Source organism: Georgenia muralis (assembly GCF_003814705.1).
Classification (GTDB): Bacteria; Actinomycetota; Actinomycetes; order Actinomycetales; family Actinomycetaceae; genus Georgenia; species Georgenia muralis.
Map to the genome: position 1 here is coordinate 303,447 of NZ_RKRA01000001.1, position 16,768 is coordinate 320,214.

A 16,768-nucleotide genomic window follows, 5' to 3' on the forward strand; every position below is an offset into this window, starting at 1 on the left:
CCACGCAACGACCGGCGGGCACGGCGGGGCCGGACGGGGCCGGGGCCCGTCGCCGGCGGGCGACGGGGCCCCGGGGTCGGGACTGGTCAGGGGTGGGACCCGACGGTCAGGCGGGCCGCCCGGCGGGGTCGAGGACGTGGTTCGACGCCGTCACGACCGTGTCGAGGCGGATCACGCCGTAGGTCCAGCCGTGGCGGTGGTAGACGGCGCACGGCTGGCCGGTCTCCTCGTCGATGAAGAGGTAGAACGGGTGCCCGACGAGCTCCATCTCGTACAGGGCCTGGTCGACCGTCATCGGGGTGGCCTCGTGCAGCTTCTGGCGCACGATCACCGGGGAGTCGCCCAGCTGGGCCTCGACGCTCTCCCCCGGCCTCGTCGGTGGCTGGGGCCGCTCCTCCTGCTCGACCTCGGGCTCCTGCTCGACGCTGGGAACCTGCCCGGGCGGCGGGGGCGAGTAGCGGTGGTGGTCCTTGCGGCGGTCACGGACCCGGCGAAGCCGCTCGACGAGCTTGCCGACGGCGAGGTCCAGCGCACCGTACCGGTCGGAGGCACTGGCCTCGGCACGGATCACGGGCCCCTTGTCGCGCACGGTGATCTCGATCTTCTCGGCCTGGTCGCTCTGGCGCGGGTTGCGCTCGTGGGTGAGCTCGACGTCCACGCGCTGCGCCCGGGGGGCCAGCTGCTCGATCTTCCCGAGCTTCTCCTCGACCTGCTCGCGGAAGCGGTCGGCGATCTCGGTGTTGCGGCCCTTGACGACGATCTCCATGGTGACCTCCATAGGTGGGGGCTCTTCCGGCCCCGGACGTGACGATCTCGCGCCGGTTGGTTCACGGGCGAGCGAGGGGGGTGCGGACCACCTCCTCCCGGCCCTGGCCGGGTCGCGCTTCCCTGCGCGGCGCCTGCGGCCTCGGGCTGTGCTCCATGCACCAACGTTAGTCGCATTTGGTGGCCGCGGGCATGTCCGCGCGGACACTCCCGCCGGGAACGCGCAGGGGCCGCGCGGGGGCGGGGGTGCCGGCGAGGGCGAGGCCCGCCACGACGTGCGCGCCGGCGTCCGACAGCGCGCTGACGCACGCGGCCAGGGTCGCCCCGGTGGTGACGACGTCGTCCACGACGACGACCGCGGCACCGGCGGGCAGCGGGGCGGCGACGACGACCCCGCCGCGGCGGTTGCGCGCCCGCGACCGGGCGCCCCGGCCCGCCTGGTGGGCGCCGCCACCCCGGCGCCGGAGGGCGTCGACGACGAGCACCCGGTCCACCCCGGCCGGGTGGTCGGCGAGGCCGGACGCGAGGCCGCGCGCCACGGCGTCGGCGAGCTCGCCCACGACGAACCGGTGCGCCAGCCGGCGGCGCAGGCCCGACGGCGCGGGCATGACGAGCACCGTGCGGGAGGCGCCGACGGCCGGTCCCAGAGCCGCACGCAGGGCCGGGTCCAGGGCCCACGCCCGGGCGGCCCCGGCGACGGCACCGAGCAGCGCCGCGGAGATGTCCCGGCGGCGGTGGTTCTTCCAGGCCAGCACCACCGAGCGCACCGCGCCGGCGTAGGCGCCCACCGACCACACCGGCGGGCCGTCCCCGGCGAGCATCGGCGCGTCCTGCCCGCACCGCCGCGGGGTCGCGGCGAGCAGGTCGCGGCACCGCGGGCACAGGGCCACGTCCCACCGCCCGCACCCGGCGCACTCCACGGGCAGGACGAGCCGCCCCGCGGACCTCAGGGCGCCGAGCCACCGTCCCGCCCCGTCCGGTCCGCCGGCGCCCACCACACCGGCGAGCATGGCCGGGCCGGGCCGCCGCGGCGGCGAGGCTGTGGACGGCGGGCTACCCGGGGAGGGTGGGGAAGAAGGCCTCGGTCAGCACCGGTCGCCACGACGCCCCGTTGCGCTCGTAGATGCGCCCGCTCTCGGTGCCCACCACCAGGGAGCGGTCGCCCCGGCCCGCGGTGATCGTCACGGCACCGTCGACGGCGGGCAGCCGCGAGGTGGGACCACCGATGGGCAGCAGGTGGACCACGGGTGCGGCGTCGCCGCCGGAGGTGCCCAGGACGGCGACCGTCTGCTCGTCCACCCAGGCGGCGTCGGTGGCGGTGGTCATCCGCTCGCCGATGCGCACCGGCTCGGCGAGGGCGCGCGGGACGCCGTCCAGGCCGCGCACGACGGCGGCGACGTCGACGAGGGTGCGTCCGCCGGACTCCCACACCACGACGGCGCGGGCCCCCTCGCGCGAGATCCGCAGGGCGTGGACCCGGCCCCCCTCGAGCCACGGCACGTCGACCGCGACCCGGGTGCCGGAGTCCTGGACGGCGACGACGTCGCCCGCGGACTCCTGCGGCGACGTCCACACCCACCCGTCGATGTCGACCGAGGGCGCCACCAGGGCCGAGCCCTGCGCCAGGAGGAAGGACTGGGACTGCGCCGCGGGGGCGGTGACGAGCCGGTCGGCGCCGTCGAGGAGGACGAGCGTGGGCTGCTCGGACTCGTACCCGAGGGCGGGCGAGCGTGCGTCCAGGCCCGCGAGGCTGCCGCCGGCCAGCGGGACGACCTCGCCGGCCACCACCTCGGCGAGCGCGCCGTCGGCGACGACCACCAGCGAGCCGGTGGTGTAGGGGTAGGAGGAGAGCTCGGGGATCGGCACGGTGACCTCGTACGGCGCGCCGGCCGCCGTGATCTGGATGAGCTGGACGCCGGGCACGCCGAGCAGCGTGCGCTCGACCTGGGCGTACAGCGCGGCCCGCTGCTCCGGGTCGGCCGAGAGGGCGTCGGCGGAGAGGTCGACGCGCGCGACGCCGTCGGCGACCGTGACCGCCTCGACGGTCATGCGGGTGCCGGCCGGGACCATGGTGACGACGCCGGGCGAGAGCCACTGCGAGGGGCCGTCGAGCAGCCCGCGGACCAGCGCCGTCGCCTGGTTCTCCCGCGGGTACCACCGCACGTCGGGGACGAGCGCGTCCTGCTCGGGCGTGAGGAAGTACACCGCACCCTGGGCGTAGAGCGAGCGGAAGTTCGCGGCCGGCAGCAGGACCCCGTCGTCGAGCTCGACGATGCGCCACTCCCCCGCGGCGTTGCGCACGAGGGTGAAGCCCGCCTCGATCGTCGTCTCGGGCGGCGACTCCGTGTAGTGCCCGGCGGAGTCCACCGAGGCCTCCGCGGCGACCGTGAGGCGCACGCCGTCGTCGTCGGTGCGCCCGAACGACGGCGCCGGGTTGTCGGCGTAGATCCTCACCTGCTCGAGCGGCTGCCACGCCTGGACCGCGGACCCGGCGAGGAACTGCCGGGCGACGAGGAACTCGTCGGAGTACCCCGCGGCCGAGGCGGTGAGGAACCCCTCGACGATCTCCTGGGGCGAGGCGCCCTCACGGGGGCCGGCCGCGAACAGGCCGATGCCCTCCGACGGCGGGAGCTCGGGCTGGGAGGCGGAGACCGGGCCCGAGCGGGGCAGGCTCACGCACCCCGCGAGCGCCACGAGCGCGGCGACGAGGACGGCCAGCAGCCGGACGCTGCGACGCGGCGTCACGAGCCCTCCTCCGCCAGCTCCGACCACGACTCCGGCCCCGCGGCGCTCGAGACCTCCTGGGTGATCGTGGCCGGCTCCTCGTGGGGGTTCAGCGGCACGGGAGAGACGCCGAGGACCGCGCCGGCGTGGCGGGGCACGGTGAGCCGGAACGACGCGCCGACGCCGATCTCCCCCCACGCCTCGAGGAGGCCGCCGTGCAGCCGGGCGTCCTCCTGGGAGATGGCCAGCCCCAGGCCGGTCCCACCGGTGGTCCGCGCACGGGCGGGGTCGGCGCGCCAGAAGCGGTCGAACACGTGCAGGGCCTCCTCGGCGCTCATGCCCACGCCGTGGTCGACGACGCGCACCGCCACCGTCGTCGCGGACGCGGCGACGGTGATGTCGATGGGGCGGCCCTCGCCGTGCTCGATCGCGTTGGCCAGGAGGTTGCGCAGGACCCGCTCCACGCGGCGGGAGTCCACCTCCACCGTGCACGGCCCGGCCGGCACCTGGAGCCGGATCTCGGACCCCTTGCGCTCGGCGAGGATGGCGTTGAGCTCGACCACCCGCTCGACGATGTCGCGCATGTCGCGCTCCTCGACCTCGAGGGCGGCCGCGCCGGCGTCGAAGCGCGAGATCTCCAGCAGGTCGGCGAGCATCGACTCGAACCGGTCGAGCTGGGTGTGCAGCAGCTCGGCGGAGCGGCGCACCGCCGGGTCGAAGGAGTCCCGGGCGTCGTGGATGAGCTCGCCCGCCATGCGGATGGTCGTCAGCGGGGTCCGCAGCTCGTGGGAGACGTCCGAGACGAACCGCTGCTGGAGGCGGGAGAGCTCCTCCATGCGCTCGATCTGGCGCTGGAGCGACTCCGCCATCTCGTTGAAGGAGTCCCCCAGCACCGCGAGCTCGTCGTGGCCGCGGACCGGGACCCGCTCGGCGAGGAGCCCGTCGGCGATCCGCTCGGCCGCCCGCGCCGCCTCCTGGACGGGACGCAGCACCCAGCGGGTGATGACCCACACCATGGCCCCGAGGACGACGACGAGGGCGAGGGCCCCGACCGACAGCACCCGCAGGACGAGCCGGATCGTCTCCTCCTCGGGGGCGAGGGTGTAGATCGTGTAGAGCTCGTACGTGCCCGCGGCAGGCAGGGTGACGGTGGCGCCGACGACGATCCCCGGCTCCTCGCCGTCCTCGGCCGGCAGACCCACCGCCTGCCAGTGCTGCCCGCCCTCGGCGGCGAGGGCGGCGCGCATCTGGTCGGAGACGACCTCGCGGGGTGCGTTGTTCGTGGCCGGCTCGGCGATGGTCACCGCCGACGACTCGTTGGGCGAGCGCATGAGGACGGTGCCGAGCGCGCCGGAGGAGGAGGACTCCAGCGCGTCGATCCAGTCGTTGGCCACCTGCTGGACCTGCTGCCCGGTGGTCGCCGTCGCGGAGTCGAACGTCTCCTGCGCGTCGCGCGAGCGCAGAGCCGCGTCGGCGAGGATCTGCTCGACCCGGGCGTCGTAGAGGCCGTCACGGACCTGGTTGCCGATGACGCCGCCGAGCAGGGCCAGCGCGACGGCTCCGCCGACGACGGTGATGGTCACCACCCGGACGCTGAGCGAGGTGCGCCACCGGCCGGCGGCCGTGAGGATCTTGCGGCGGGCCCGCAGGCGCAGCGGCTCGGTGGCGCGCGGCCGGTAGGTCGTGGCCGGTCCCGCGCGGTGGGGGACGGAGCCGCGCGGGAGCGCGGGCGCGGCCGGGGGGCTCGCGCCGCGGCTCTGGGCGACGTCCCGGCTCACCCCTGAGGTGCCCCCGCCCGGTACCCCACACCACGGACGGTGACGATGACCTCGGGGTGCTCCGGATCCTTCTCGACCTTGGCCCGCAGGCGCTGGACGTGGACGTTGACCAGGCGCGTGTCGGCGGCGTGGCGGTAGCCCCAGACCTGCTCGAGCAGCACCTCGCGGCTGAAGACCTGCCACGGCTTGCGCGCGAGGGCGACGATGAGGTCGAACTCGAGCGGCGTGAGGGAGATCGGCACGCCGTCCCGGGTGACCTCGTGGCCGGCGACGTCGAGCTCGAGATCGCCGATCCGCAGGCGCTCGGGCTCGGGGTCCTCCTGGCGCCGCAGGCGGGCGCGGACGCGCGCGACGAGCTCCTTGGGCTTGAACGGCTTGGCGACGTAGTCGTCCGCGCCCGCCTCGAGGCCGGTGACGACGTCGAGGGTGTCGGACTTCGCCGTCAGCATGACGATCGGCACGTCGGACTCCTCGCGGATGATCCGGCACACCGCGATGCCGTCGAGGCCCGGGAGCATGAGGTCGAGCAGGACGAGGTCGGGCTGCTCGGCGCGGAAGATGTCGGGCGCCTGGGCGCCGTCGGCGCAGAAGACGACCTCGAAGCCCTCGGCCTCGAGCACGATGCCGATCATCTCGGCGAGCGCGGTGTCGTCGTCGACCACGAGGAGGCGTGCATTCATGTCCACATGGTGTCATCCCGCGGCCACGGTTCGTGCCCGGCCCGCCGTGGGACGGCCACCGGCGTGGGGGGCGCGTGGCACCATGAACCCAGACGAGGCGGGGTGCGCCCCCAGGGGAGGCAGGGCATGACGATCGAGGACGACGGCCGGGACGACAGACCCGGTCCCCGTGGCGCGTCCGCGGACCCCGGCCGCTACGGGCAGTACGGCGCGGACGCCGGTGCGCCCGAGGGCCCCGACCCGCGCCCGCAGCCGCGCTACGGCCAGTACGCCCCCGTCGGTGGCCGGCCGGAACCCGCGGCGCGGCCGGACCCCGCAGCCTGGCCGGACCCCGCGGCGCGGCCGGACCCCGCAGCCTGGCAGGACCCCCGGCCGCCCGCTCCCGCGCGCTGGGAGGGCGCCGCGCAGCGCCCGCCCGCCTACGGCCAGTACGGCTCCGCCCCCCAGCCCGGACCGGCCGGGCCGGGCTCGGCCCGCCCCTACGGCCCGGCCGGCTTCGCCGGACCGGTCCAGCCCGGGATCGTCCCGCTGCGACCGCTCAACCTCGGGGAGATCCTCGACGGCGGGTTCCGCGCGATCCGGGCCAACCCCAAGGTGATGTTCGGCCTGTCCCTCCTCGTCCTGGGCATCGCCTCGGTCATCGAGGCCGTGGTGCTGGTGGTCTTCCTCGGCCAGGCGATGCCCGTGCTCGACCCGGCCCTCCTCGAGGGCAGTGCCACCGCGAGCGAGGCGCTGGGCGTCGGCCCGGGCAGCGTGCTCGGCCTCCTCGCGGCCGCCGTGGCCGTCTTCCTCGCCACGATCGTCCTCACCGGCCTGCTCATCATCTCCGTGAGCCAGTCCGTCCTCGGCCGGGTGGTGAGCATCGGTGAGGTCTGGACCCGAGCCAGAGGACGCCTCGGCGCCCTGGTCGGGCTCACGCTGCTCATCGGTGTCGCCGCGACGATCGCGATCACGCTGGTCGTCGTGGTCTCCGCCCTGCTCATCGGCGGGCTGGCCACCGCCCTCGGCGACAGCGCCGGCGTGCTCGTCCTCCTCGGCCTGCTGATCTTCGCCGCCGCGGTCGTCGCGACCGCCTGGCTGTCGATCAAGCTCGCGCTCGCCGCCCCCGTCCTCGTGCTGGAGCGCGCCTCGGTGATGACGTCGCTGCGCCGCTCGTGGTCGCTGACCGCCGGGCACTTCTGGCGCATCTTCGGCTCCCTCGTGCTGTCGTCGATCATCGTCTCGGTGATCTCCTACGCCCTCATGGTGGTGCCCACCCTCATCACCGCCCTGGTGGCGACGAGCCCCGACGCGATCGTCACCGCCACCGTCGTCACGACCGTCCTGTCGGTCCTCATCTCCGCCGCCACGACGCCGTTCCTCGCCGCCGTGCTGGCCCTGGTCTACATCGACGTGCGGATGCGCAAGGAGGGCCTCGACGTCGAGCTGGCCCGCGCCGCGGGGGCATGAGCCCGGCGCCGGCCGTCCTCCTCCCCGTCGGCGTCCCGGTCCGGCCGGACGCCGAGGAGGCACGCCGCTGGGCGCAGGAGGAGCTCGCGAAGGCGGCGTACTCCGACTCCCCCGGGCTCGTCGAGCGCTTCCTCGACTGGCTCGGCGGGATCCTGGGCCGCGTGGGTGACCTCGACACGCTCACCCCGCCCGAGGTCGTGCCGGTGCTGCTCGTGGTGGGCCTCGTCGTCGTGCTCGTGCTCGCCAGGGTCCTCGGCGGGCGGGTGCGCCGCGGCCGGGCGCGAGACGTCCCGGGCGGGACGGCGCTGTTCGACGACGACCGCAGCAGCGCCGACCTCCACGCCGCCGCCGACGCCGCGGCACGTCGCGGCGACCACGTCGCCGCCGTCCTGGACCGCTTCCGCGCGATCATCCGCCGACTGGACGAGCGCGGCGCCCTGGACGACCGCGCGGGCCTCACCGCGCACGAGGCCGCAGCCCTGGCGGCCGGTGCGCTGCCGGACCTCGCCGGGCCGCTCGGCTGGGCGGGGCGCCTCTTCGACGACGTCCGGTACGGTCACGCGTCGGCCGGTCCCGCGGAGGACGAGGCCATGCGCTCGCTCGCGGCGCGGGCCTCCGCCGTGCACCCGCTGGTGACCGCCGGAGCGGGCGCCGCTCCGCACGGCGCCGGCGCCGGCACGAGAACCGGTCCGGCGGCACCGTGAGCGCAGCCACCGCCGCGCCGGCGGTCGAGCGCGGACCCACCTGGTGGTCGCGCAACAGGTTCCCCGTGCTTGCCTCGCTCGCGTTCGCCGTCCTCATGCTCGCCGCCGTCGCGCTGACCGTCCGGAGCTCCGACCGGCCGCTCGCGCCGGACAACCCTCGCCCGGACGGGGCGCAGGCCGCCGCCGAGATCCTGCGGCGCCAGGGGGTGGAGGTGCGGCCGGCCTCCTCGCTCGCCGACGTCGGCGCGCTCGCCGGACCGGGCTCGACCGTCCTCGTCGTCGACCCCGGCCTGCTCTCCGTCGACCAGCGCGCCGAGATCGTGGCCACCGGGGCCGACCTCGTCATCGCCGGCGACCCCTTCACCGACCTCGAGGGGTTCGGCGTCCCGCTGCTCACCTCCGGTGCGGGGTCCGCAGACCCCGTCGACGCCGCCTGCGCCGATCCCGACGCCGTGGCCGCCGGGCGCGTCGGCTTCACCCGCGGCTCCGTCGGTCCCGCGGACGGCGGCACCGGCGGCGAGGCGGTGGTCTGCTTCCCCGTCGGCGACGGCGACGGCGGGTACGCCGTCTGGTCGGACGGCGCGCGGACCGTCCGCTACCTCGCCGACGAGCGCCTCATGAGCAACGAGTTCCTCGCCGTCGAGGGCAACGCCGCCCTGACCCTGCGGGCGCTCGGCCGGCACGAGGTCCTCGTGTGGTTCCTGCCCGGCGCCGTCGACACCACGAGCACCGGGGCCTCGGTCCCCCTCGTGCCCCCGGCGGCCACCGCCGCCCTCACCGTCCTCGCCGCCGCCGCCCTCGTCCTGGCGCTCGCACACGGGCGGGCGCTCGGGCCCGTGGTCACCGAGGTCATGCCGGTGGTGGTCCGCTCCGCCGAGACGACCCGCGGCCGGGGCCGGCTCTACCGCCGCTCCGGCGCCCACGACCACGCGGCGGCGAGCCTGCGCGCCGGGACCGCGGACCGGCTCGCCCGCACCCTCGGCCTGCCCCGGTCGGCGGGCCCCGACGCACTCCTCGGCGCCCTGGCACGCGCCACCGGCCGCCCCGACCCGGGCCTGCGGCAGCTGCTGTACGGCCCACCCCCCACCAGCGACGCCGCCCTCCTGGCGCTGTCCGCCGAGCTCGACGCCCTGGAAAGCGAGGTCCACCAGTGACGACCCCTCCGTACGGCCCTGCGCCTGCGACCCCGGCCGCCCCCTCCGTCCCGGCCTCACCCCCGCCGGAGCCGCCGACCGCCGGGCCGGGCGCCCGCGCCCCGCACGCCCACGCCGGCTCGCAGGCGCGCGAGCGGCTCGGCGGCCTGCGCGCCGAGATCGGCAAGGCGGTCGTGGGGCAGGACCCGGCGGTCACCGGGCTGGTCATCGCCCTGCTGTGCGGCGGGCACGTCCTGCTCGAGGGCGTCCCCGGGGTGGCCAAGACGCTCCTCGTGCGGACCCTCGCGGCGAGCCTGGACCTGGGTACGAAGCGGATCCAGTTCACCCCCGACCTCATGCCCGGCGACGTCACCGGCTCGCTGGTCTACGACGCCCGCACCGCCGAGTTCTCCTTCCGGGAGGGCCCGGTCTTCACCAACCTCCTCCTCGCCGACGAGATCAACCGGACCCCGCCCAAGACCCAGGCCTCCCTCCTCGAGGCCATGGAGGAGCGCCAGGTCTCCGTCGACGGCGAGCCGCGGGCACTGCCGCAGCCCTTCATGGTCGTGGCCACGCAGAACCCGGTCGAGTACGAAGGCACCTACCCCCTCCCGGAGGCGCAGCTCGACCGCTTCCTCCTCAAGCTGGTCCTGCCGCTGCCCGAACGGGGGCACGAGGTGGAGGTCCTGCGCCGGCACGCCCACTCCTTCGACCCCCGCGACCTCGCGAGGGCCGGCGTACGGGCCGTCGCCGGCCCGGGCGACATCGCCGCCGCCCGCGCCGAGGTCGGCCGCGTCGAGGTGGCACCCGAGGTGCTCGGCTACATCGTCGACCTCGTCCGGGCGACACGGACCTCGCCGTCGCTGTCCCTGGGCGTCTCCCCGCGCGGGGCGACGGCGCTGCTGGCGACGTCGCGGGCCTGGGCGTGGCTGAGCGGCCGGTCGTACGTCACCCCCGACGACGTCAAGGCGCTCGCGCACCCCACGCTGCGGCACCGGGTGCAGCTGCGGGCCGAGGCCGAGCTCGAGGGCGTCACCGCCGAGACCGTCCTGGACGGGGTCCTGGCCACGGTGCCGGTGCCACGCTGATGGTCCCCACGGCGCGCGCGGCCGTGGTCACCGCGCTCGGCGCCCTCCCCGCGGCGGTGTGGCCCACGACCACCACCGTCGGCCTCTGGGTGGGCCTGGTCGTGCTGGGGTGCGCCGTCGACACCGCGCTGGCGGCCTCCCCGCGGGCGGTGACCGTCGACCGGTCGGTCGGGACGTCGGTGCGGCTGGGAGAGGCGGCGACGTCGGTGGTGACCCTCACGAGCACCGGTAGCCGCCGCCTGCGCGGGGTCCTCCGCGACGCCTGGCCGCCCTCGGCGGGCGCCACGGCCGACCGGCACCGGCTCGACATCCCCGCCGGTCAGCGGCGCCGCGTGCGCACGGCCCTGCGCCCCACCCGGCGCGGGGACCGGCCGGCCGACCTCGTCACGGTCCGCACCGTCGGCCCCCTCGGTCTCGCCGGCCGGCAGGCCTCCCACCCGGCCCCCGCGACGCTGCGGGTGCTGCCGGCCTTCACCTCACGCCGTCACCTGCCCTCCCGCCTGGCGCGCCTGCGCGAGATGGACGGACGCACCGCCGTCCTGATCCGCGGCCAGGGGACGGAGTTCGACTCCCTGCGCGAGTACGTCATCGGCGACGACGTGCGGGCCATCGACTGGCGCGCCACCGCCCGCCGGGCCGACGTCGTCGTGCGCACGTGGCGGCCCGAGCGCGACCGCCGCGTCCTGCTCGTCCTGGACGTCGCCCGCCTGTCCGCGGCCCGGCTCGGCGAGGCGCCCCGCCTGGACGCCCAGATCGAGGCAGCCCTCCTGCTCGCCGCCCTCGCCTCACGGGCCGGCGACCGGGTCGACCTCGTCGCCGTCGACTCCGAGGTGCGCGCCCGGGTGGCCGGCGAGACCGGTCCGCGGCTCCTCGGCGCGCTGGCGTCGGCCCTGGCGCCGCTCGAGCCGTCCCTCGTCGAGACGAGCTGGACCCGCGTCACCCAGCTCGTGCGCGACCTGCCCCACCGCACGCTCGTCGTCCTCCTCACCGCCCTCGAGCCGACGGCCGTCGCGGCGGGCCTGCTGCCCGTGGCCGCCGCCCTGGCGCGGGACCACGCGGTGGTGCTGGCCTCCGCGTCGGACCCCGAGGTCGAGGCGCTGCGCCGGGACCGCTCCGACACCGACGCCGTCTTCGACGCCGCGGCCGCCGAGCGGGCAGAGCTCGAGCGCCGGGCGGCTGCGCTGCGGCTGCGCCGACGGGGCGTGGAGGTCGTCGAGGCCACCGCGGACGACCTCGCGCCCGCGCTGGCCGACACCTACCTCGCCCTCAAGGCGGCGGGCCGGCTGTGAGACGTAGGCTCGTCGGATGAGCCCGGCGCAGGCCCCCCCGACGGCCCGGGTCGACGTGTGGCTGTGGTCGGTACGGCTCTTCCGCACCCGGTCCCTCGCGACGGCGGCGTGCAAGGCGGGGCACGTCCGCATCAACGGCGAGCGGGCCAAGCCCGCGGCACCCGTCGGCCCCGGGGACCGGGTGGTCGTGCGCGGCGGTGAGCGCGAGCGCGACGTCGAGGTCGTCCAGGTCCTGCTCAAGCGGGTCGGCGCGTCCGCGGCCGCCGCCGCCGTGGTCGACCACAGCCCCGCCCCGCTGCCGCGTGAGGTGTTCGCGGTCCCGCGACGCGAGCGGGGCGCCGGCCGGCCGACGAAGCGGGAGCGGCGCGACATCACCCGGCTGCGTGGCCACTGAGGCCGGTGCGGCCGTCACCCGGCGCCGGGACGGAGGCGGGACGGCCCCATCCCGCGTCGGCACGGCGCCGATCGTGACCCGAACGCAACGAAAGTCCCAGGTCACGTCCGTGACGAGGCGCCAGAATGAGGCATGGACGCCGGCAGGCAGCTCGCCGACCGGGGATCCGGGAGGGACGTGGTGCGGGCCGTGCTCGCCACGGTCGCCGCCATGGCCCTGACCCTGGTCACAGTCGCGTGTCTGCCGGCCGACGACCCGGACCCGGGGCCGTCGGGCACCACCACCGAGACCCCCTCCGGCCCGCGGACGACCGGCCCCGCCCCGGAGCCCACGCCCGCCACCACCGAGCCCGCGCCCGCCACGACCGCCCCGACCCCCGCTACGACGCAGCCCGCGCCCGCCACGACGCACCCCGCGCCCGCCACGACCGCCCCGGCCCCCGCCACCCCACCCGCACCCGCGCTGGTGCCGGCCGCGTGGCGCGGCGCCGACATCGAGGTGCTCCCCGGCGCCGGGCCCGTGGTGGCGCTGACCTTCGACGGCGGGGCGTCCGACGCGGCCGTCGCGCCGATCCTCGCGACCCTGGACCGTTACGACGTCCCGGCGACGTTCTTCGTCACCGGTGCCTTCGCGCGCACCTACCCCGACGCCGTGCGGGCCATGGCGGCGGCCGGGCACCCGGTCGGCAACCACTCCGACACCCACCCCTCGTTCGCCGACTCGACGAACGAGGTCATCCGCGCCGAGCTGGCCGGGGCCGAGGCGGCCATCTCGGCGCTGACGGGACGGACCACCCGGCCGCTGTTCCGCTTCCCGTTCGGTGCGCGGACCGACCTCGACGTCGCCGTCGTCAACGGCGAGGGGTACGTGCCGTTCCGGTGGAGCACCGACACGCTCGGGTGGCAGGGCACGGAGGGTGGGATCACCGCCGACGTCGTCACCGACCGGGTGCTCGGCACCGCCCGGGACGGCCAGATCGTCCTCATGCACGTCGGGGCGAACCCCGACGACGGCACCACCCTCGACGCCGACGCGCTCCCGGCGGTCATCGAGGGGCTGCGCGCTCGCGGGTACGGCTTCGTCCACCTCGGCGGCGTGGTCCGCTGACCCCTCAGCCCGCCTCGGCGAGGGTGTGCCCGGCGAGGTCGTCGGCGAGGTCCCCGGTGTGCCCCTGCCGGACCGCGCGGCGGCCGAGCACGAGGGTGTAGGCCCAGTACGCGGCCAGGACGAGGGCGCCGACGGCGATCTTCAGCCCGGTCGGCAGCGGCGACGGCGTCACGAAGCCCTCGACGAGCCCGGACACGGCCAGGACCACCACGAGGCCCGTCGCGACGGTCACGAGCGCCCGGCCCTCCTGCGCCAGGGCCCGTGAGCGGCTGCGCCGGCCGGGCGCGAGCGCCGTCCAGAACAGCTTCAGCCCGGTGCCGCCGGCGATGAAGATCGCGGTGAGCTCCATGAGCCCGTGCGGGAGGATCAGCCCGAAGAACACCCCGAGGTCGCCGTGGACGGCCATGATGGCCCCGGCGTGACCCACCCCCACCGCGTTGGCGTAGAGCACGTAGAGCGGGAAGATTCCGGTGATGCCGAGCCCGATGACCTGCGCGGCGATCCAGGCGTTGTTCGTCCACACCTGCGCGGCGAAGTCCGGCGCGGGGTTGTCGGAGTAGTAGGCCTCGAACGCCTCCTGCGCGTACCTCTCGAGCTCCGCTGGGGTACCCAGCTGCGCCATGACGGCCGGGGTCCGGGCGGCCCAGGCGCCGACGACGACGGCGAGGCAGACCCACGCCACCATCACCGCCACCGTCCACCAGCGGACCCGGAAGAACGCCGCCGGCAGGGTCGTGGTGAAGAAGCGCCCCACGTCGGCGAGCCTGAGCTCGTGGGCGCCGGCGATCCGGGCCCGGGCCTGGCCCAGCAGGGTCGAGAGCCGGCCCACGAGGTACGGGTCCGGGGCCGAGGTCCGCAGCGCGGAGAGGTGACCGGCGGTGGCCTGGTAGAGGCGGACCAGCTCGTCGACCTCCTGGCCGGTCAGGCGCCGGCGGCGGCTGAGCTCCTCGAGCCGGCGCCACTGCGGCTCGTGCACCGCGGCGAAGGCATCGGTGTCCACGAGCGTTACCCTGCCACACGTGAGCAGGACCACCGGGCCCCAGGCTGCGCTCGCCCGAGCCCGGCTCCAGGACGACCTCGTCGTCACCGGTGAGGCCGTGGCGCTCGACGTGCGCCCGGCGTCGGTGGGCGTGCGGATCCTCGCCGGCCTCGTGGACGCGCTCGTCTACGGCGGCGTCGCCGTCCTGCTCCTCGTCGCGGCCGGACGGGTGCTCACCGAGCTCAACCCCGCCCAGCTCGGCGTCGTCCAGGTGGCCACCTTCGCCGGGGTCCAGGTACTCGCCCCCACCGTCGTGGAGACCCTCTCCCGCGGCCGGTCCCTCGGCAGGCTGGCCGCCGGGACGTCGATCGTGCGCGACGACGGCGGTCCGGTGCGCCTGCGTCACGCCCTCGTCCGGGCGCTGGCCGGGGTGGGCGAGCTGTGGCTCACCGCGGGCTCCGTGGCCATCGTCGTCGCCGGCCTCAACCGCCGCGGGAAGCGCCTCGGCGACCTCCTCGCCGGCACCTACGCCGTCCGGGTCCGCGGCGGCCAGCGCCGTCCCGGGCCCCTGCACATGCCCCCCGAGCTCGCCGGCTGGGCGGTCGGTGCCGACATCCGCTCCCTGCCCGACGGCCTCGGCCTCGCGGCCCGGTCCTACCTCAGCCGGTCCGCCACGATGACGGCGGACGCCCGGGCCCGGATGGGGGCCGCGCTGGCGGCGGAGGTGGAGCCCTTCGTCGCCCCTCCGCCGCCGTGGGGCACCCCGCCCGAGCGCTTCCTCACTGCGGTCCTCGTCTCCCGCCGGGACCGGGAGCACGCCACCGGTGTGCGGGCGCGCGAGCGCGAGGTCGCGGAGTCCGCAGCGGTCGCCCGCCTGCCCCACGGGGTGCCCGACTCCCGCCGAGGCTGAGCCGCACCGGCACGGCGCGGTGTCAGAACCTGACCTCCGGCGCGGGCACGACGGCGACGCCGTCCGCGGCGAGCTCCTCCTCCACCTCGCGGGACAGGACGGCGGCGGAGGCGTCGTCGTCGTGGGTGGCGTGCGCACCGCTGGCCAGGACCACCGCGAAACCCGCCTGCAGCGCCGACCGGCTCGTGGCCCGGACGCAGAAGTCGGACTGCATCCCGGCCACGACGACGGTGCCGACGTCCTCCTCGCGCAGGCGCGCGGCGAGACCGGGGTTGGCCGCGAAGGCGTCGGAGACGTCCTTGCGCAGCACCACCTCGCCCTGCGCCGGGGCGACGGCCAGCTCCCACCCGGGGGTCCCGGGCTCGTCGGGGTACCCGCGCGGACCGTCGTTCTGGACGTGGACGACGACCGCGCCCGCGGCGCGGGCGGCGGCGAGGAGCCGGTCGACCGCCGTCCGGACGCTCTGCGCCGTGGGGACCGCACCGTCACCCTCGAGCATGTTGCGCTGGGCGCCGAGGACGAGCAGGGCACTTCTCATGCAGCCAGTGTGCCGACCCCGGGCCACGAGGGGAACGGACCTCGGTCGCGGCGTATCCTCGAGAGGTCACCTCCACGGCGGCGTCGCCGCGGCGGTGCTGCGACGACGCGCAGCGGGAGGGATCGGCATGGTCACCGGCGAGACGCGAGCCACCGGGGAGCTCCCCACCCCGGAGCGCCCGACGCCGGCCGGACCGGGCCCACGGACCCCCGCCCGCCGGAGGCTCGCACCCCGCCTCCTCACACCCGGCACGCTCGTCCCCCGGACACCCGCGTCCCGGGCCGCCGGTCCGCGTGCTCTCGTGCCACCGACCCTCGCCACGCACGTCGAGGCCGCCCGCGACCGGCTGCCCGGATGGCGGCTCGAGACGCGGCGGGCGCTGGGCCGGCGCCTGGTCATCACGGCGGACGACCTCGGGATCGACCCCGAGACCAACGCCGCCATCGTCGACCTCCTCGCCGCCGGGCACGCCTCGGCGGCCACCCTCATGCCGGTGGCGCCCGCGGCTCGGGACGCCGTCCGCCAGGTGCTCGCCCGGGCGGTGCCGCACCCGCGCCTGCACGTGACCCTCACCGGCGCCCGCGAGTTCGCCCCGTGGCACCCGCTCGCGGGCCCCGCGGTCCACAGCCTCACCGACGACGCCGGCGCCTTCCACGTCTCCGCCGCCCGGGTAGAGCGGGAGGGCGACCCGGACCACGTCGTCCACGAGATGACCGCCCAGCTGGGCTGGATGCACGACGAGGGGCTGGCGCCGGAGGTCGTCGACTCCCACTCCGGCACCCTGTACGGCATGCACGGCCGGTCCTTCGCCGAGGAGGCCGTGCGCTTCGCCGCCCGCCACGGGCTCGCCCTGCGGATCCCCCGGCGGCTGGGCACCGCCGCGGTGCTCGGGCCGCGCTTCCGCCGCGACCACGCCCGGGCCGTGGCCCTCGCCGACGCCTCCGGCGTCCCGCTGCCCGTGGCGATGGTGAGCTGCTGGTTGCCCGGACGCCTGGTCCTGTCCTACGCCCAGCTCCGCGCCGCGGTCCTCGCCCAGCTGCGGCACCTGCCCGCGGGCACCTCCGAGCTGGTGGTGCACCCCGCGCCGCCGGGAGGGGCGGGCCGGCTCGTCCCGGCCGAGGGCCGCAAACGGGTGTGGGAGCTGCGCCTGCTGCGCGACCCGGTCCTGCACCGCGAGCTGTGGCGCGAGGGCATCGAGGTCGTGCCGTCCTGGTAGCCCGGTCGGGGGGC

Annotated in this window: 16 protein-coding genes; 9 read left to right on the top strand and 7 right to left on the bottom strand. The window is 76.7% G+C overall.

Translation table 11 applies throughout. The annotated features are described in order from the left end of the window. Positions 1-106 precede the first annotated feature (106 nt). The 5 genes from hpf to mtrA all read right to left on the bottom strand — a co-directional run bounded on the left by hpf (position 107) and on the right by mtrA (position 5,947). Entirely contained in the window at positions 107-766 is a 660-nt protein-coding gene (gene hpf / locus EDD32_RS01335) for a ribosome hibernation-promoting factor, HPF/YfiA family (RefSeq protein ID WP_123913943.1), read from the bottom strand. A gap of 166 nt (positions 767-932) precedes the next feature. Then, entirely contained in the window at positions 933-1,775 is an 843-nt protein-coding gene (locus EDD32_RS01340; protein ID WP_123913945.1) for a ComF family protein, read from the bottom strand. A 43-nt stretch (positions 1,776-1,818) separates the two neighbouring features. Beyond that, on the bottom strand, positions 1,819-3,510 hold the full coding sequence (locus EDD32_RS01345; RefSeq protein WP_170175155.1) for an LpqB family beta-propeller domain-containing protein: 1,692 nt from the start codon (positions 3,508-3,510) through the stop codon (positions 1,819-1,821). Beyond that, entirely contained in the window at positions 3,507-5,267 is a 1,761-nt protein-coding gene (gene mtrB, locus EDD32_RS01350) for an MtrAB system histidine kinase MtrB (RefSeq protein WP_246005917.1), read from the bottom strand. Before mtrB ends, EDD32_RS01345 begins: the two co-directional genes overlap by 4 nt. After that, on the bottom strand, positions 5,264-5,947 hold the full coding sequence (gene mtrA / locus EDD32_RS01355) for an MtrAB system response regulator MtrA (RefSeq protein ID WP_123913949.1): 684 nt from the start codon (positions 5,945-5,947) through the stop codon (positions 5,264-5,266). The genes mtrB and mtrA overlap by 4 nt, the downstream gene beginning before the upstream one ends. A 126-nt stretch (positions 5,948-6,073) precedes the next feature. On the opposite strand from mtrA, the gene EDD32_RS01360 reads away from it, so the two are divergent. From EDD32_RS01360 to EDD32_RS01390, 7 genes are all read left to right on the top strand, one after another. Further along, complete coding sequence (locus tag EDD32_RS01360; RefSeq protein ID WP_123913951.1) at positions 6,074-7,396, top strand: glycerophosphoryl diester phosphodiesterase membrane domain-containing protein; 1,323 nt, start codon at positions 6,074-6,076, stop codon at positions 7,394-7,396. Next, positions 7,393-8,100, top strand: a complete 708-nt coding sequence (locus tag EDD32_RS01365) for a DUF4129 domain-containing protein (RefSeq protein WP_211338689.1) — start codon at positions 7,393-7,395, stop codon at positions 8,098-8,100. The genes EDD32_RS01360 and EDD32_RS01365 overlap by 4 nt, the downstream gene beginning before the upstream one ends. Beyond that, positions 8,097-9,254, top strand: a complete 1,158-nt coding sequence (locus tag EDD32_RS01370; RefSeq protein ID WP_123913953.1) for a DUF4350 domain-containing protein — start codon at positions 8,097-8,099, stop codon at positions 9,252-9,254. Before EDD32_RS01365 ends, EDD32_RS01370 begins: the two co-directional genes overlap by 4 nt. Next, positions 9,251-10,321 carry an AAA family ATPase gene (locus EDD32_RS01375; RefSeq protein WP_123913955.1) on the top strand — a complete coding sequence of 357 codons (1,071 nt, stop codon included), beginning with the start codon at positions 9,251-9,253 and terminating at the stop codon, positions 10,319-10,321. Before EDD32_RS01370 ends, EDD32_RS01375 begins: the two co-directional genes overlap by 4 nt. Continuing rightward, positions 10,321-11,610: a DUF58 domain-containing protein gene (locus EDD32_RS01380; protein WP_123913957.1), complete on the top strand. Its 1,290-nt coding sequence runs from the start codon at positions 10,321-10,323 to the stop codon at positions 11,608-11,610. Before EDD32_RS01375 ends, EDD32_RS01380 begins: the two co-directional genes overlap by 1 nt. Before the next feature lie 16 nt (positions 11,611-11,626). Further along, positions 11,627-12,004, top strand: a complete 378-nt coding sequence (locus EDD32_RS01385; RefSeq protein ID WP_123913959.1) for an RNA-binding S4 domain-containing protein — start codon at positions 11,627-11,629, stop codon at positions 12,002-12,004. Positions 12,005-12,136: 132 nt separating this feature from the next. Beyond that, positions 12,137-13,111: a polysaccharide deacetylase family protein gene (locus tag EDD32_RS01390; protein WP_246005918.1), complete on the top strand. Its 975-nt coding sequence runs from the start codon at positions 12,137-12,139 to the stop codon at positions 13,109-13,111. Positions 13,112-13,115: 4 nt separating this feature from the next. Here the strand turns inward: EDD32_RS01390 and EDD32_RS01395 are convergent, their stop codons facing one another. Continuing rightward, positions 13,116-14,111, bottom strand: a complete 996-nt coding sequence (locus EDD32_RS01395) for a stage II sporulation protein M (protein ID WP_123913961.1) — start codon at positions 14,109-14,111, stop codon at positions 13,116-13,118. 19 nt (positions 14,112-14,130) lie between these two features. On the opposite strand from EDD32_RS01395, the gene EDD32_RS01400 reads away from it, so the two are divergent. Continuing rightward, the gene (locus EDD32_RS01400; RefSeq protein ID WP_123913963.1) at positions 14,131-15,000 is read left to right on the top strand and encodes an RDD family protein; all 870 of its coding nucleotides are present in this window, start codon (positions 14,131-14,133) and stop codon (positions 14,998-15,000) included. 22 nt (positions 15,001-15,022) lie between these two features. Here the strand turns inward: EDD32_RS01400 and EDD32_RS01405 are convergent, their stop codons facing one another. Beyond that, the gene (locus EDD32_RS01405; protein WP_123913965.1) at positions 15,023-15,538 is read right to left on the bottom strand and encodes an isochorismatase family protein; all 516 of its coding nucleotides are present in this window, start codon (positions 15,536-15,538) and stop codon (positions 15,023-15,025) included. A gap of 301 nt (positions 15,539-15,839) precedes the next feature. Between EDD32_RS01405 and EDD32_RS01410 the strand changes: the two genes are divergently transcribed. Continuing rightward, positions 15,840-16,754: a carbohydrate deacetylase gene (locus EDD32_RS01410; protein ID WP_170175156.1), complete on the top strand. Its 915-nt coding sequence runs from the start codon at positions 15,840-15,842 to the stop codon at positions 16,752-16,754. The last annotated feature ends 14 nt before the right edge of the window (positions 16,755-16,768 follow it).